This window comes from Chelativorans sp. J32 (genome assembly GCF_000518985.1).
Classification (GTDB): Bacteria; Pseudomonadota; Alphaproteobacteria; order Rhizobiales; family Rhizobiaceae; genus Chelativorans.
Genome location: NZ_JAEQ01000017.1, coordinates 55144 through 71600, shown reverse-complemented (window position 1 = coordinate 71600; position 16457 = coordinate 55144). Strand labels below are relative to the sequence as shown.

Below are 16457 nucleotides of genomic sequence, written 5' to 3'. Positions count from 1 at the left end.
TCATTAGCCTCTTTCAAACGCAGGAGATTCGGGGATGGCGTCGCTGACGGAAGTTAACAACGGCAAGGGCGGCTGGAGGCACGTCACCCTCGAGATGCTCACCGGGTTGCGTGCGGCTCTAATTCGCTTTCCCATGCCCTCCCTGTTTCTCGCAGCCGCGGCAATACAGGCGGGCCTTTTGATTGCGGGTATTCATCTGTTCCGCTTTCAAGCAGAGCCAGGCGTGCCGGAAATCGACCTTGTGTTCGGCCTCGAAGGTGCGGCGCTCGCATCTCTTGCAGCAGCCCTCTTCGGCGAGAGGCGGGGCCTTTCTTCAGCTTCCCGCGTTGGTATCGGCTTGGTGGCCGGTTGCGTGGCCGCAGCCCTGCTCGCTCTTCCCCAGATATTCCTTGCAACCGAATGGACGTTGTTTTTGGCGCTGATCGGCCTCGTGCTCGTCGCGCCTTACGCCGGGCGGGGAACAAGCGATTCGTTCTGGATGTTTTCGGCTCAACTGGCTTTCGCTGCCTTTTTGGGAGGCTTGGCCCTCCTGCTTTTTGCAGGGGGCATTTCGGCCATACTGGCGAGCCTCACCGCTCTTTTCCGCCTTGCGGTGCCTAACGACCTCTACGCCTATGTGTGGACCTTTACCGGCCTGTTCGCTGCACCGCTCTTCGCAATGGGCCAGATCCCTGACCGCTTCGACGGAGAGCCGAATGACGTGATGGCCGGCTTCATGGATCGAGGGATGCAGGCGCTTGGGGACTTTATCGCCGCGCCGCTTCTCATCGTCTACGCAGTAATCCTGCATCTCTACGCTTTGAAGATCGTGATCACCGGCGAGGTCCCGGAAGGACAGATCGGCTGGCTCGTGCTCGTCTATGGACTCTGCATCTTCGGGGCTTTGCTGATCATCAATCCCTTCTTCGATCGCGCCCGCGCGCCCACGCGATTCTTCCTGCGGTATTGGCCTTTTCTCCTGCCGATACCACTCATCCTGCTGTTCTATGCGCTCGGGGTGCGGGTGAGCAATTACGGCTTCACGCCGGAACGCTACTTGCTCGGTCTCTTCGGCGTGATGACCGCTCTTATTCTGCTGATCCAGATCTGGATGCGCCTGCGCGGCGATATTCGGGTGATCGCCGGCCTGGCGGTTGTCGCGCTCATTCTGGCCAGCTTCGGACCTCAAGGTGCCGTGGGTGTTTCCGTTTCGAGCCAGGCCAACCGATTCCTTGCCATCGTCGGAAACCCGCCGCTGGACGGTAAGCGCCACGACGAAGCACTTGCCGCCCTGCAATTTCTGAACAATCACAGGGCCCTTCGACTGGTTGCGCACGAAGGTACCGATATCTCTGGCAAACCGGATGAAGGCTACCGCGCAACCGCGCTGGCTTGGGGGCTGGACCCGGCGCGGCCGAGCGAGGGACCGAGCGGATTCTCGTTTGTATCGGGCTCCGATCCGGTGATCTTCGCTGTAGCTGGCTTCGACATCCTCGCCCAGAACGTCTCGTTGGCTGTCGCCGCTGATTCTGCCGTTTCCATCAATCTGCCTTCCGGACCGAGGCTGGACCTCACTCTGGCGCCGGATGCGATCATCATTACCAGGGGTGAGGAACAAACACGGTTCCAGATCCCTGCCCAGGATATAAAACAAATGGCCCGGGAAAGCGCGAGCAACGAGCCAGCGCAGCTGTCTCTCGAAACGGCCGGCCGGCGGATACTCCTCCTGCCTTCCTACATCTATGCAGATATCGATGAGCCTTCGCGTCTGCAGAACCTGCAGGCAGCGGTGCTCCTACGGGCGCAGGATTGGACTGAACGGGTCCGGTGAAACCGGCTATTCGGCAGCCGCGCGGTTTGGGATGCTGAGCCAGTCACGGCAGTCGTTCAACGCCCGGGCCGTAATGGCACGTTTCTTGGCCAGCGTTTTCTCCTTGCCGCGCAGCCGCTTCCCGTCCGATCGGGGAAGCTCGACGGGCGGGAAAAGGCCAAAATTCACATTCATCGGTTGGAAGGAACGCTTTCCCGGCTCGTCTTCGGAAAGAATGTGCCCGCCGGTGATATGGTTGATCAGAGCGCCGAAGGCCGTTGTCGCGGGAGGTGGCGTGATCGTGCGGCCAAGCCGCGCCGCCGCGGCGAACCTCCCTGCCATCAGCCCCATGGCAGCACTCTCCACATAGCCTTCGCAACCGGTGATCTGTCCTGCGAAGCGCAGACCGGCGCGATTCCGCAGTTGCAGCGTGCCATCGAGCAGGGCAGGAGAATTGATGTATGTGTTGCGGTGCAGGCCGCCGAGACGGGCAAACTCGGCATTTTCCAGTCCCGGGATCATGCGGAAAATGCGCACCTGCTCGGCATATTTGAGCTTCGTCTGGAAACCCACCATATTATACAGCGTGCCAAGCGCATTATCCTGCCTGAGCTGAACGACGGCATAGGGCTTCTCGTCGGGCTTGTGCGCGTTGGTGAGTCCCATGGGCTTCATCGGCCCGTGGCGCAGTGTCTCGACACCGCGCTCTGCCATCACCTCGACCGGCAAGCAGCCGTCGAAATAAGGCGTGCCTTCCCATTCCTTGAAAGCCGTCTTCTCACCATCGAGCAAAGCCTGGACGAAAGCGCCGTACTGCTCCCGGGTCATGGGGCAGTTGATATAATCCTTGCCCGTTCCTCCCGGTCCAACCTTGTCGTACCGTGACTGGAACCAGCAGACATTCATATCGACTGAATCGAAATGCACGATCGGCGCGATCGCATCGAAGAAGGCAAGCGCTTCCGAGCCGGTGGCTTCGCGAATGGCTTCGGCAAGCGATGGCGCAGTGAGGGGGCCTGTGGCGATGATGGCCTGATCCCAATCTTCCGGGGGCAATCCCGTCACCTCTTCGCGAACGATGGTGATCAGCGGGTGCGCCTCCAGCGCCTGTGTCACGGCTTGGGAAAAACCCTCGCGGTCCACCGCGAGCGCCCCACCGGCGGGCACCTGGTTGGCGTCCCCGGCGCGCATGATGACGGAACCGGCAAGCCGCATCTCTGCATGAAGCAGGCCGACCGCATTGGTCTCGGCATCATCGGAGCGGAAGGAATTGGAACAGACGAGTTCGGCCAGACTGTCGGTCTTGTGCGCGTCTGTGCCACGCACGGGCCGCATCTCATGCAGAACGACCGGCACGCCTGCCTCAGCCGCCTGCCAAGCAGCTTCTGAGCCCGCAAGCCCGCCGCCGATTACATGGATAGATTTCATCGTCATGCGATGGAAATAGGCCGAACCGGACATCAATGCAACGTGAATGGGATCCGGACAATCGAGTGCGACAAACAAAAAACAACACCCGCCGGGGGAGGAGGTCCGGCGGGTGTCGTTTAGGTCGACCGGCGTTTCGGGAGGAGGAGAAAGCCGGTCGTTATCCGTCGGGGTGGGAGGAGGATACCCCGACGAAACTCTTCTACATCAGAGCGCCTTACGGGCGACGTAGGGAATATCGCTGCGGGAGATACCCAGGTCGTTGAGCTCGCGGTTGGAGAGGCGGCTCAGCTCGTTAACCGTCTGCCGGTAACGGCGCCAGTTACGATAGTTGCGGATCAGGTTCATCGTCTTGCTCGTTTCGTTCGGTTCGTTCGTTCTTGTGAGGCTTAGATAGTCTCGCTCTTGCGCTTCCGGAAGTGCGAATGTTGCATGGCAGCAATGCATATTGTGCATTGCACCATAGAACTGCCACAGACCGGTCGAAATGCGGCTTGGTTCTGCCATCTTCGTTAACGAGGTCAGATGAATTTGGAATGGTTCCAGCAAAGGATCTCGCCTCGTCAAAGAGCGGCCGAGAGCACATTGAAGGCCGAGACCTCAGGAAAAAATTGCCTGGAGGCAAATTTCCTTTGATAGCCGCAGTCCAGATGATATAGAACCCCGCGCTTTCGAGGGCGCCGGCCATCGAAGCGGGTGTGGTGGAACTGGTAGACACGCCAGATTTAGGTTCTGGTGGCGAAAGCCGTGGGGGTTCAAGTCCCTCCACCCGCACCAGGCCACCCCGGATACGAATTTTCGGCGGGCTCAGCGGCGAGGTGCTGTGGAGCAGCCGGCGCGAGTGAACATGAAGGTTTTATTGAATGCAGGTTAGCGAGACTCTCAATTCCGGTCTTAAGCGCGAGATCAAGGTCACCGTGCCGGCCAAGGACATGGAGGCCCGCCTCATGGCGCGCCTGGACGAGGCTAAGGACAAAGTACGGCTCAAGGGCTTTCGGCCCGGCAAAGTGCCTGTGCAGCACCTGCGTCGCATGTATGGCAAGTCCTTCATGGCCGAGGTGGTGAACGAGATCCTCAATGATTCCTCGCGCACCATCCTTGCCGATCGCGGCGAGAAGCCGGCCATGCAGCCGGAAATCACGATGACCGAGGACGAGAAGGAAGCTGAGAAGGTGCTCGCCGGAGCGGCGGACTTCGAGTTCTCCCTGTCGTACGAGGTGATCCCGCCGATCGAGATCAAGGATTTCTCCAGCATCAAGATCAACCGGCCGGTCTATGACGTGCCGGAGGACGAGGTGGAGGAGCAGGTCAAGCGCGTCGCTGATTCTGTCCGCACCTATGAGCCGAAGGACGGGAAGGCCGAAAACGGGGACAAGGTCACCATTGATTATGTCGGCAAGCTCGACGGTGAGCCTTTCGAGGGCGGCTCGGCCAATGACTCGGAAGTCGTGATTGGTCACGGCCAATTCATACCGGGCTTCGAGGACGAGCTCGTCGGCCTGAAGGCCGGTGATACCAAAACCTTCAAGATCACGTTCCCGGAATCTTATGCAGCGCAGCATCTGGCCGGCAAAGAGGTTGAGTTCGACATCACGGTCAAGCAGGTAGCAGCGGCCGAGGAACTCACCATCAACGACGAACTGGCCACGAAGCTAGGCCTTGAATCGGCGGAGAAGCTGCGCGAGATCATCCGCAGCCAGCTCGAGAGCCAGTATGGCCAGATGACGCGTCAGAAGGCGAAGCGTCAATTGCTGGATGCACTGGATGAGAGCTACAAGTTCGAAGCTCCTTCCAAGCTGGTCGAGGCGGAGTTCAACAATATCTGGTCGCAGGTAACGCGTGACCTCGAGGCTGCCGGGCGCACGTTCGAAGACGAGGACACGACGGAAGAGGAGGCGCGTGAGGAATACCAGCGTCTCGCGGAGCGCCGCGTGCGCCTTGGCCTTGTGCTTGCGCAGATCGGAGAGGAAGCCAATATCCAGGTTTCCGACGACGAGATGCAAAGGGCTCTCATCGAGACGATCCGCCGCTATCCAGCACGCCAGCAGCAGGAAATCTACGACTTCTATCGCCAGAACCCGCAGGCGCTTGCTTCTATCCGCGCGCCGATCTTCGAGGAAAAGGTGGTCGATCAGCTGCTTTCGCAAGTTGATGTCACCGACCAAAAGGTGAGCCGCGACGAACTCCTCGCCGAGGACGAGGTCGAAGGCCAGGAAAAGAAGGCCGAGGGCGCAACCAAGAAGAAGGCTGCCGCTAAGAAAAAGGCAGCGAAAAAGGAAGACGCTGCCGAATAAGCTTCCGAACCAAAAACCCCCGGCTTGCCGGGGGTTTTTTGTTGCGCTCAGATTTGTGCCGGCTGAACCTTCAGCCGCGGCAATGGCGGGAAGGCAAGGGCAACGGCCGCAGCACCGAGGCCGACCATGGCCGAGCCGATAAAGAGCCACGCATAATTGTGAAAGGTATCGAAGATCCAGCCGCCTGCGAGCGGCCCGAAGGCCATCCCGATGCTGGATAGCATCGTCGCCGCGCCGAGCACCGTCCCCAGGATCTGCTGGCCGAAATATTCGCGAGCAAGCACAGCGTAGAGCGGCATGACACCGCCATAAACCGCCCCAAAAATCATGGCCAGGAGATAGAACTCCTCAAGCCGGCTGACGAAGAGATAGGCGCTGATCGCGACCGCCTGCACGAGAAGGCCGGCAACAAGCATCTGCTTTACGCCAATCCGGTCTGCCAGAACACCGAAGAGAAGCCTTCCGCCCAGACCGGCCAGACCTTCGACGCTATAGATGCTGACGGCTGCCATCGGCGCGACACCACACACCATCGCGTAGCTCACCATGTGGAAGATCGGGCCCGAATGCGCTGCACAGCAAGCAAAGAAAGTGAGCCCCAACACGAGAAATTGGGGTGATCGCAGCGCTTTTCCCACCGACTTCCCTCCACTTTCCGGAAAGGGTTCGGAAGAGTGGGCATTCCGGGCGGAAACAGGCGGACGACGAACGAGGAGGGCCGTCGGCAGAAGAAGCACCCAGGCCAAGACCCCGATCAGGAACATGGCGGTGCGCCAATCATAGGCGGAGATCAGCCAGCGCGCGAGCGGCGAGATCGTCATCGGCGCCATCCCCATTCCAGCAGAGACAAGCGAAACGGCCAAACCACGGTTCTTCTCGAACCAGGCTGTGGTCGCCGCGATCATCGGCGCGAAGAAGGCGCTGGCGGACAGTCCAACCAGAATACCGTAGGTTAGCTGAAATTCCAGAAGTGAGGCAGCTCGGCTCGCAAGAACCAAGGCGAGCCCCAGAAGTGCCGATCCAATCAGCACCACGATACGTGCTCCGAAACGATCGCTCGCCGCTCCCCAGGCAAAGCCGCCCAGGCCCATGACAAGGAAGTTGAGCGTCATGGCGCTCGAAATGCCCGCACGGGACCAAAGCGTTTCGGCTCCAATCGGCTCGAGGAATATGGCTAAGGAGAACATCGCGCCAATGGCGACGCACCCCATCAGCGCACCTGCGCCGACGATTACCCAGCGATAGGAATGGCTCATATTACGTCCCTCGTGACGCTCAGCCCGGCTTCAGTCCTGTACGACGCGTCACATGTGCACAGGCCGGTTCGGATCAAGGACGCTGGAGCGGATCCAAACTCGACAGTTCCGAGCACATTTTTTGAACCTGCGGGACAGCTAAAGCAACTTGGCTAAATGTTCGCCGAGTTTGATAAGCTTACGCGGATTTACCGGCGCGTCTTTGCGACGGACTTCGTAGTGCAGATGCGGTCCTGTAGAACGCCCGCTGCTGCCCACTTGGCCAATGATACCGCCATTGGTTATACGATCACCCACGCTCACCAAGACCTTGCTCAGATGAGCGTAGCGGGTTCTGATTCCATTGCCGTGATCGATCTCCACCATCCTGCCATAACCGCCCTGCCAACCCGCCTCTACGACAATGCCGGCAGCCGCCGCGCGGACAGGTGAGCCTGGGGAAGCGCGAAAATCCAAGCCGGCATGAAAAGCGGTCCGCCCCAAAATGGGATCCCGCCGCGCCCCGAAATTGCTGGTGACGTGAGCGCCGGGCACGGGATGAGCAATAGGCATATAGCGGATTTTGCGCTTTAGCTCCTGGAGTCTGTTCAGCGCCTCATCAAGGCCACGCGCTCTCTCCTCGATGGGAAGGTAGCCCGAGATGGGGATGAACGGACCACCTGCATTCTGGCCGTAACGGCTGTTGATCTTGATCCCAGCCGAGCCAAGCGCCTCGTCGATGGCGTCGATCTTCCGATAGGTCTCCTCGGTGAGCCTGTCGATTTGTTCGGCTTGATCGGTCTCCAGGCTCCGGAGGGAGCGGTCGAGCGCGCGAAACAGCTCATCCGGCTGGTCGAAGGGCCTTTCGCTACGGACCGGCCAGGGAATTTTCGGCGTGGCAATGCTCGCAAAGGCGCTGCCAGTAATGGTCGTATGATCAACCCGGTTTTCTCCCGCTGGCTCTTGGACCTGCGGACGCGGGGTAGGGACCGGGATGGGTTTGGCTGATGTATTCAGCTCTTCCGCACGCTCCAAAATCGGGCTTAGCCAGCTGTGCCGCAATGTCAGGCGCTCCTGGCGGTCGAGCAATTCCGTGATCTTGCGCTCCAGCGCTTTTTGATCGGATTTCTGATCTCGCGTGACACGGTCAAGCTCGGCCCGGAGCGAGGATATCCGGTCTTCATAGGACTGCTGCATTCGGGCGGGAAGCTCCGTAGGCTCTTCACTCGCCGGGCTGGAGAGCAACAGGAAGGGGGCTGCCACGCCGGCTGCCGCCAGTCCGAACGCCGCAGCAGCGCCGGCGAGAAGCATCCAGGGGCGGAGGATCCAATATCGGACATTCTGTCCGCGGGCCAAGATGATTGTAAGGGGCTTTTCCTGTCCGTCGAAGCGACGATTGCCTCTCTTCAGCTTCACGGATCGCGTGCCTGTTGCAGATTCCTAGAGAAGCTGACTAGAGCGCGATATGGTTAACAAATCCTTACCGAGCTGAACAAACCTACGCCCTTACACGGAAAATTCCCCCCGAAGCCTCCTTGCAGCCTCAAGCACTTCGTCCAGATGTCCCTTGAGACGGACCTTGCGCCAGACCTCGGCGATACGTCCATCGGCATCAATGAGAAATGTACTGCGCTCGACGCCCATATATTTGCGGCCGTACATGCTCTTTTCGGTCCAGACCCCATAATCCTGGACGACCTTCTTTTCAGGGTCGGCGACGAGATCAATGGTGATATCGTGCTTTGCCTTGAACTTGTCGTGGCTCTTCGGCGTGTCGGGGGAGAGCCCGATGACGGGAACACCGAGCGCATCGAACTCTCCCTTGCGGGTTGAAAACTCGATGGCTTGCGCGGTGCAGGCTGAAGTATCGTCCTTGGGATAGAAATAGAGAACCACGGACCTACCCCGCAATTCGGACAACCGGAACGTGCCGCCGCCATCCCGAGGGAGTTCGAAATCGGGCGCCATATCTCCTTTTTCCACACTGGCCATTATCTTACCCTTCTTCCCTGCTTAGGCGCATAATCGACAAATTTCTGGATCTTTTGAAACCCTGTCCCCAAAGGGGACCGAGGCGTGCATATAATGGTTGAAGCGGATTCGCCTCGATCGGTCCATACTTTGACGGGAACCTTGGTGGCGCACGGAACGGATGAGCATGAGAAGGTGCGCTTCCGGCGGGAAGAAATAGCTCCCTTGGGGAGTTTTCCTTCTGCCTGCCTGCCGCCGCCTTCCGTTTGCCGCGGCCGCCGATCGCGCCTTTGGCGCTGGGTGCTCCGCCCGGCAGCAGCAATAGTGGCGTTGCTTCTTGTCGCCCTCGGCGCTTTCTACTTCATTGGCGTCGATGCGATCGGCAATGAACGCCTACGCTTCCATGCAGAGCAAGCCATCGAAAAGCTAGCCGGCGTCGACGTCGATGTCTCGATCGGGAGCATCAACCTGGGACTCGGTCGGACCAGCCTTTTCGCGCTGGAAGTGCGCGATGCCGGAATCGTGAGAGCGAGCGACAAGGCGCCCGTGGCCAATATCGGGGTATTGCGCTTCGGGTTGCGTGCCATCCCTCTGCTGAGCGGCAGGATCGAGCTTTCCCGCGTGGTCGTTGCAGATGCTCTTCTCACACCGAGTGAAATATCCTCCGGTACGGGGCCGACCCTGACGGAACTGCTCGCGCGACCGTCCGCGATCAGCCCTGACGAACTGAACCGGGCCGTATTCGATGCCATCGATCGTGCATTCGAAATTACGCGCGGTGCCGGTCTTGCCCATGTAAGCTTCTCGAATGTCGGCTTTTTGGCTGGAGGGCAAACAGTTCCCGACCTCCTGGTCGAGAATCTGGAGATCAACCGGGAAAGCGGAACGAAAATCGATCTGAACGGCGTCGCTCGTTACCAGGGGCGTGAGCTTTCATTTGCAGGCAGCGCCGGCCGCGACCCGAACACGAACGTCACCTCCGATCTGGCATTGAAGGTCTCGGCCGCCGAAGGGGAGGAGGCTTCTCCGGCGGAGGAAGGTCTCGTCCGGTCTATCGGTGCCTTTGACCTTACGCTTTCGGGCAAGGCTCCGGCTGGGGCCGAACGCGGCTTCCTGCGCATCGAAATTGCCGCAGACAAGATATTGCTCGACTTCGGCGAGGACGAGCTGGCTCTCGATGGAGCCTCGGTCGCCATCGGCGCCGGCACGGGCGAAGATGTCTTTTCCGTGCTTCAAGCCCGCCTCGACTCTGGACGGACACGTGTAAATTTCCAGGGTACTTTCGGGCCGGAAACCGCCACCAGCGGCAAACCGGGTTACCGCATGGATCTCGTATCCCGCGATTCCGTGCTTGCACCAACGGATTCGCCCGAGGCGCCGCTGCCCTTCGCGGTGCGCCTGGCGGGCCGGTTCGACCCGGCTGCAATGCGACTTGTGGCGGACCCGATCGAGGTTCGCTCGGCGGAAGGAGAATTGAGAGCGAGCGCGGCAATCACCGTCGCGGAAGGAAAGTCCCCCGGCATAAAGCTCTCCCTCCAGGTGAGCAGCATGCCCACCGCGCATGTGAAGCAATTCTGGCCTTGGTTTGCGGCGCCCGGTGCGCGGAACTGGACACTGCAAAATGTCTTCGGCGGCACGATCCGCGACAGCGGAATGACGCTTGAAGTGCCGCCGGGCCGGCTTGGAAACGGCATTCCCCTCGGTTCGAAGGAAGTTTCCGGACGATTTGCATTGTCGGACACCCGCTTCAACATAGCCGGTGAGATCCCTGCGGTGCGTGACGCCGATGGATATGTCGAATTCCACGGGACGGATGTAAAGGTCGGCCTTTCGTCGGGCCGCGCCTATATGGAAAGCGGACGGACCGTGGACGCCATCGACGGCACGCTCGTGATCGATGCCTCGAAGGAACACCGTCGCATCGGCAATCTGGAGATCGATGTCGCGGGCGAGGCGCCTGCAATCCTGGAGTTTGTCTCCTACCGGCCGATTGCGGCCTCCCGCTTCCATGATTTCAAACCGGAAGACCTCACGGGAAAAATGTCGGGCCATGTCAGCGCCGAAATCCCGCTGCAGGCGAATATCCCGATGGAGGAGCTCAATTGGCGCGTCGCGCTCGATTATGAGAACCTCTCAGTGGCGAAGCCCTTCGAAGGCCAACATGTAACGGACGCCAAGGGAAACCTGGTCGTCGAGCCAACACATGCGGAATTCTCCGCGGTTGCAAAGCTCAACGGCGTTCCGGCCGATGTCCATATCGTCGAACCCTTCGGCACCGCGCAGATACAAAGGATACGCCACATCGAGCTGAATGTGGACGATCAGACCCGTGAGAAGCTCTTTCCGGGACTGGGACTGCTGGTCTCCGGGCCCTTCAACGCCGTCTATGATCGCGAGCCGGATGGGCGCGAAAAGATCGACCTGAAGCTCGACTCCGCCCGCCTCAGCGTGCCGTGGATCGGTTGGCGCAAGGGGGCAGGCATCCCGGCGAAGGCCGCTTTCTATCTTTCCAGAAATGGCGAACAGATCGAGCTCAGCGATTTTTCCCTTACAGGGGAGAGCTTTTCACTGGCGGGACACGTGCGCCTTGACAGAGGCAGTCTGCAGGAAGCCACCTTCCAAAATGCTCGCTTCAATCGGGGCGATGATTTTGCCGCGACCATTCGAAGAAGCGGGGCAGGCTATGCCGTTTCGGTGAATGGAGCAGCTTTTGATGCTCGCGGCCTCATAAAGCAGATTTTTGGCGATGCACAGACACAGGGCAGCTCTGGAGACGAGGACGCCCGCTCTACGCCGGTGACCGTGAAAGCATCGCTCGGGCAGATCAGCGGGTTCGGAGGCGAGACGCTCGGCCAAGTGGAGTTCACCTATTCCAACGACGGCAAGAAGCCTGACGAGTTGACGCTCGCAGGTGCGGCCAGATCCCACGGTGGCGTGAAGGTGACCAAGACGTCTCAACAGGGGACGACCACCATCCATGCATCATCAAGCAATGCCGGTGCAATGTTCCGGTTTCTTGACCTCTACGAGCATATGGAAGGCGGCCAGCTCACGCTGGCGCTGCAGGGAGCAAACAACGAGAACCTCGCCGGCCAGATTGATATTCGCGATTTCTGGATCGTTGACGAGCCGCAGATGCGCTCGCTGGTCGCCGCCACCAAGGAAAGCGGACGTGTGGACACGACCCGCGTCTATTTCGAGCGCGGTGCAGCTGGCTTAGGAAAGGGCAGGGCAAGCCTGAGGATCGCGAACGGCGTTCTACGCGGCCCGGTGATCGGCTCCACATTTCAGGGGACCCTCTACGACCCCAATAACAGAATGGACATAACGGGGACCTTCATGCCGCTTTACGGGGTCAACCGCCTGTTCGGCGAATTACCGATCATCGGTCAGATTCTTGGCAACGGACGTGACCGAGGCCTCATCGGAATCACCTTTCGGCTGAGCGGTGAAGTCGGCAAGCCACGGCTTGAAGTGAATCCCCTTTCAGCCGTTGCGCCGGGGTTCCTGCGGGAAATCTTCGAGTTTCGCTAGCGCATCGGCTGATTATCGGAAGCACGATGCGCCGCTTACAATTCAGCAGCGCTCCGCACTCAAAGCGTGCAGGGCATTTGCCGGCCAAGCGACCGACGGTCGGCGATGTCAGCGGGGGCGCAGAAGCACGTGCTTCTTGCGACCGAAGGAGAGCTTGATGACGCCCTCCGGGCTCATATCGTCGCTGCCCACGACCCTCCGGTCATCCGTAACGAGAACGTCATTGATGCGGATGGCACCATTGGCAATAGCGCGGCGAACTTCGCCATTGGTCGAAGCCAAGCCCGCTTTCACCACGGCATGGAGAACACCCATACCGGCCCCGATTTCCGCCTGAGCCACTTCCACCGTGGGAAGGCTCTCTGCAAGTGCGCCTTCCTCGAAGGTCTTCCGCGCCGTCTCGGCAGCTTCTTCGGCGGCCGGGCGGCCATGCAACATTGCCGTGACCTCTGTCGCCAGCACCTTCTTGGCTTCGTTGATCTCGGCTCCCCCGAGTTTCTCCAGACGGGCGATCTCATCCAAAGCCAGGGTGGTATAGAGACGCAGGAAGCGTCCGACATCGGCATCTTCCGCGTTGCGCCAGTATTGCCAGAATTCGTAGGGGCTCAGCAGCGCGGAATCGAGCCACACGGCACCGTTTTCCGACTTTCCCATCTTGGCGCCTGAAGCAGTCGTGAGAAGCGGAAGCGTCAGGGCATAGAGCTGAGGCGTGCCCATACGATGGCCAAGATCGATTCCGTTGACGATATTGCCCCATTGATCCGAGCCGCCCATTTGCAATCGGCAGCCATAGCGCTGATTCAGCTCGACGAAATCATAGGCCTGCAAGATCATGTAATTGAATTCGAGAAACGAAAGCGAGTGCTCGCGATCCAAACGCTGCTTTACGCTTTCGAATGAAAGCATCCGATTGACCGAGAAGTGCCTGCCGACATCACGGAGAAACTCCAGGTAATTCAGCCCGCGCAGCCAATCGGCATTGTCCACCATGACCGCTTCCTTCGGTCCTTCACCGAAGGAGAGGTAATTGGAAAAGACCCGTTTGATCGAGGCGACATTGCTGGCGATCGTATCGAGCGTCATCAGCTTGCGGGCCTCGTCCTTGAACGAGGGATCACCGATCATGCCCGTGCCGCCACCCATGAGCGCGATCGGACGATGCCCGGTCTTTTGCAGCCAATGCATCATCATGATCAGCGTGAGGTGCCCGACATGCAGGCTGGGTGCCGTCGGATCAAAGCCGGCATAGGCGGTAACCGTTTCGCGCAGGAACAACTCGTCCAGACCCGCCGGGTCGGAGATCTGATGAATGAAGCCGCGCTCGGAAAGAACGCGCAGGAAATCGGATTTGAACTCGAGCATAGCAAAAATCCCTTTGCGGGAACGGTCTCTGGGAGATGAGCGGGCGTTTAACACCACTCGCGCACCGCACACAAGCGCTCGTGGAGCTATGGGCTGGCGTTGACTTCAGCCCATGGGAACATCGTCTCGGAAAAGAAAACGCGGCAGGAACGCCGCGCAATACATTATGGCCGGTGTTTCTTATCCATTCGGCAGCGCGAATCCCGTCCAGAGGAATCGACCGCCGGACCTCAGCCCGGGATAAGAACGAAAGCCGCTCAGGCCGTCGCCTTGGCCTTTGCCTTCGCCGTCTTTGTGTTGACCTTCTCAGATGGTTTAGCGGCGGCCTCCGATTTTCCGGAAGATTTGGCCCTCGCGGGAGCCTTCGCTGCCGCCTTGGCCGGAGCCTTTTTGTCCGCGGGGGCGATCTCCTCGATGACCGCCTCAGCGACGTTCTTGCGCAGCGACTCGATCGCTTTTACAGCTGATGCCTTGGCCTTATAGGCCTCAGAGGTAAACATCACTTCGCCGTTTCTGGCTCGAAACCGGAAGCGTGTCTCGCCTTTCTTATCCTTGTAGATTTCGAATTTGCTCACTGCCGTCTTTCCCGTTAGCAGGCGGTGATTCGCCACAGCAAAAGCGTCTCACGCAGCCGGGCGACTGTCGAGCGGCAAGCATTATTTTTAGGACGCCGGGCTTATACTAGGCTGAATTACGCTTCAGCCTCTCATCTCAGTCGTTTGGGACGCGGTTCCGCAAGTTCGCCATTGAGCCGCCGATCGAGATACTCGGCACATTCCTCGATCAAAACGTCCGAAGCATTCGTAAAGAAATGGTTCGTGTCCGGAATGGTCTTCTGCGTGATCGTGATTCCCTTCTGTGACTGCAGCTTGTCTACCAGCGTCTGCACGTCGGCAGCCGGTGCAACACGATCAGCAGCCCCGTGGATGATCAATCCGGAAGAAGGGCAGGGAGCCAGGAAGGAGAAGTCGTAGATATTGGGCTGCGGCGCGATCGAAATGAAACCTTCGATCTCCGGCCGGCGCATGAGAAGCTGCATGCCGATCCAGGCACCAAACGAATAGCCCGCCACCCAGCAGCTCTTGGAATCCGGATGGAGCGATTGTACCCAGTCAAGCGCTGCTGCGGCGTCCGAAAGTTCGCCGCTGCCATGGTCGAAGGCGCCCTGGCTCCGCCCGATGCCACGGAAATTGAAGCGCAGCGCGGTGAAGCCGCGGCTCTGAAACATATAGAACAGATCATAGACGATCTTGTTGTTCATCGTTCCGCCGAACTGCGGATGCGGATGCAAGATGAGCGCGATTGGCGCATTTTTCTCCTTCGACGGCTGATACCGGCCTTCGAGACGGCCAGCTGGACCGGAAAAGATCACTTCGGGCATGTTTACTCCACCTTGGCACCCTGCCAGAGCCGCAAACGCTATCTGCGATTTCGCGGCGGCTCTTGACGTGGGGCCGATGCCTCCATAGAAGCTAGTTTAGAACTGTTCAAAACTGGCGGGATCACCGCCCGTTGGCAGCCGGTAGATAGGACGGCTCGCCTAGAAAATTCAAGGAAATAACGCCTTCCTCGCCACAATTATGGCGAGAGGCATCGCTGGTGGACATGGCCGGAACGCGCATATATCTCGATTTTAATGCCACCGCCCCCCTGAGGGAGTCGGCCAGACGCGCCGTGATCTCGGCTTTGGACCTTGCCAACCCTTCCTCAGTGCACGCAGAAGGCCGCGCTGCACGCCAGGTCGTGGAGAATGCGCGGCGGGAAGTTGCAGCTCTTGTCAATGGCCAACCGTCCCATGTGGTATTCACATCAGGAGCCACCGAAGCTGCCTCGATGCTCCTGACACCTGATTGGACAATGGGCCGCGCGCCCCTCAAGTTCTCTCACCTCTATGTCAGCGCAGCCGATCATCCATGCATTCTCTCCGGCGGCCGATTTGAACAGAAAATGACGAAGATTGCTGTTCAGCCGAACGGCAGAATGGATATCGATGCGCTGAAGAATGCGCTAGCCGCGCACGACGCAAGCGAAGGCCTGCCGCTTGTCGCGACCTATGTCGCCAACAACGAAACGGGTGTGATCCAGCCGATAGAGGAGATCGCCGCTGTTGCGAGACAGGCAGGCGGCACGACCGTTTTTGACGCGGTTCAAGCGGCTGGGCGGATTCCACTCGATATTTCAGCCGGATCTGCAGATTTCTTCATCATCTCCTCGCACAAGATTGGCGGTCCGAAGGGCGTTGGTGCGGTGATTGGTGCTTCAGACCTCATGATGCCCCGCGCCCTAATAAAAGGCGGTGGACAGGAGAAGGGCCATCGTGCGGGAACGGAGGACGTCGCGGCCATAGCCGGTTTTGGGGCAGCTGCCCGCGAGGCGACGACGGCGATGAATGACATGCATCAGGTGCATGAAAAACGGACTCGAATCGAGGCCGCCATCCGTTCGCTTGTTCCTGACACGATGATCTATGGCGAGCAATCACCGCGCCTGCCCAACACCGTGTTTTTCTCTCTTCCGGGTATCAAGGCGGAGACAGCGCAGATCGCTTTCGATCTGGCCGGCATCGCACTTTCGGCAGGTTCTGCCTGCTCCTCGGGAAAGGTCGGGCCGAGTCACGTTTTGCAGGCGATGGGGTATGGGGGCGAGGGCGGCGCGCTGCGCGTTTCTATCGGCCCCCAAACCACAGATGACGAAATCGAAGCATTCGCAGCGGCTCTTGCGAAGATCGCAACGAGGAGAAAATCGGCCATTGCAGCCGCTTGAAGAAGAAGGAACCGGATGCCTTGGGAAAAATGGAGTAAATGACACATATTTTGCGACAGGATGGATGAATTCGGCTCGCGC

The 16457-nt window shown here is 59.4% G+C and carries 12 protein-coding genes and 1 tRNA gene; 5 read left to right on the top strand and 8 right to left on the bottom strand.

Going from position 1 to position 16457, the window contains the following annotated elements; all coding sequences use genetic code 11:
* Nucleotides 1–34: 34 nt before the first annotated feature.
* Complete coding sequence (locus tag CHEJ32_RS0118885; protein ID WP_028035185.1) at nucleotides 35–1810, top strand: DUF4153 domain-containing protein; 1776 nt, start codon at nucleotides 35–37, stop codon at nucleotides 1808–1810.
* A 6-nt stretch (nucleotides 1811–1816) separates the two neighbouring features.
* Here the strand turns inward: CHEJ32_RS0118885 and trmFO are convergent, their stop codons facing one another.
* Nucleotides 1817–3223, bottom strand: a complete 1407-nt coding sequence (gene trmFO, locus CHEJ32_RS0118880) for a methylenetetrahydrofolate--tRNA-(uracil(54)-C(5))-methyltransferase (FADH(2)-oxidizing) TrmFO (RefSeq protein WP_028035184.1) — start codon at nucleotides 3221–3223, stop codon at nucleotides 1817–1819.
* Nucleotides 3224–3424: 201 nt separating this feature from the next.
* Nucleotides 3425–3565: a DUF1127 domain-containing protein gene (locus tag CHEJ32_RS26865; RefSeq protein ID WP_084032860.1), complete on the bottom strand. Its 141-nt coding sequence runs from the start codon at nucleotides 3563–3565 to the stop codon at nucleotides 3425–3427.
* 344 nt (nucleotides 3566–3909) lie between these two features.
* Here CHEJ32_RS26865 and CHEJ32_RS0118870 point away from each other — a divergent pair.
* Nucleotides 3910–3994, top strand: a tRNA-Leu gene (locus CHEJ32_RS0118870).
* Nucleotides 3995–4080: 86 nt separating this feature from the next.
* On the top strand, nucleotides 4081–5511 hold the full coding sequence (gene tig, locus CHEJ32_RS0118865; protein ID WP_028035183.1) for a trigger factor: 1431 nt from the start codon (nucleotides 4081–4083) through the stop codon (nucleotides 5509–5511).
* A 47-nt stretch (nucleotides 5512–5558) separates the two neighbouring features.
* On the opposite strand, the gene CHEJ32_RS0118860 is transcribed toward tig, so the two are convergent.
* The 3 genes from CHEJ32_RS0118860 to CHEJ32_RS0118850 form a co-directional block, all read right to left on the bottom strand.
* Nucleotides 5559–6767, bottom strand: coding sequence for an MFS transporter (locus CHEJ32_RS0118860; protein WP_028035182.1), 1209 nt, complete (start codon nucleotides 6765–6767; stop codon nucleotides 5559–5561).
* A gap of 138 nt (nucleotides 6768–6905) precedes the next feature.
* Entirely contained in the window at nucleotides 6906–8162 is a 1257-nt protein-coding gene (locus CHEJ32_RS0118855) for a M23 family metallopeptidase (RefSeq protein WP_051469761.1), read from the bottom strand.
* Between the two features lie 90 nt (nucleotides 8163–8252).
* Nucleotides 8253–8738, bottom strand: a complete 486-nt coding sequence (locus tag CHEJ32_RS0118850) for a peroxiredoxin (RefSeq protein ID WP_028035180.1) — start codon at nucleotides 8736–8738, stop codon at nucleotides 8253–8255.
* A gap of 303 nt (nucleotides 8739–9041) precedes the next feature.
* Between CHEJ32_RS0118850 and CHEJ32_RS0118845 the strand changes: the two genes are divergently transcribed.
* Complete coding sequence (locus CHEJ32_RS0118845) at nucleotides 9042–12251, top strand: DUF3971 domain-containing protein (RefSeq protein ID WP_198023885.1); 3210 nt, start codon at nucleotides 9042–9044, stop codon at nucleotides 12249–12251.
* Nucleotides 12252–12359: 108 nt separating this feature from the next.
* On the opposite strand, the gene tyrS is transcribed toward CHEJ32_RS0118845, so the two are convergent.
* From tyrS to CHEJ32_RS0118830, 3 genes are all read right to left on the bottom strand, one after another.
* The gene (gene tyrS / locus CHEJ32_RS0118840) at nucleotides 12360–13613 is read right to left on the bottom strand and encodes a tyrosine--tRNA ligase (RefSeq protein WP_028035178.1); all 1254 of its coding nucleotides are present in this window, start codon (nucleotides 13611–13613) and stop codon (nucleotides 12360–12362) included.
* A 257-nt stretch (nucleotides 13614–13870) separates the two neighbouring features.
* Nucleotides 13871–14188 carry a DUF1508 domain-containing protein gene (locus CHEJ32_RS0118835; protein WP_028035177.1) on the bottom strand — a complete coding sequence of 106 codons (318 nt, stop codon included), beginning with the start codon at nucleotides 14186–14188 and terminating at the stop codon, nucleotides 13871–13873.
* A gap of 131 nt (nucleotides 14189–14319) precedes the next feature.
* Complete coding sequence (locus CHEJ32_RS0118830; protein ID WP_028035176.1) at nucleotides 14320–14994, bottom strand: alpha/beta hydrolase; 675 nt, start codon at nucleotides 14992–14994, stop codon at nucleotides 14320–14322.
* A 224-nt stretch (nucleotides 14995–15218) separates the two neighbouring features.
* On the opposite strand from CHEJ32_RS0118830, the gene CHEJ32_RS0118825 reads away from it, so the two are divergent.
* Nucleotides 15219–16376 carry a cysteine desulfurase family protein gene (locus tag CHEJ32_RS0118825; protein WP_034658772.1) on the top strand — a complete coding sequence of 386 codons (1158 nt, stop codon included), beginning with the start codon at nucleotides 15219–15221 and terminating at the stop codon, nucleotides 16374–16376.
* The last annotated feature ends 81 nt before the right edge of the window (nucleotides 16377–16457 follow it).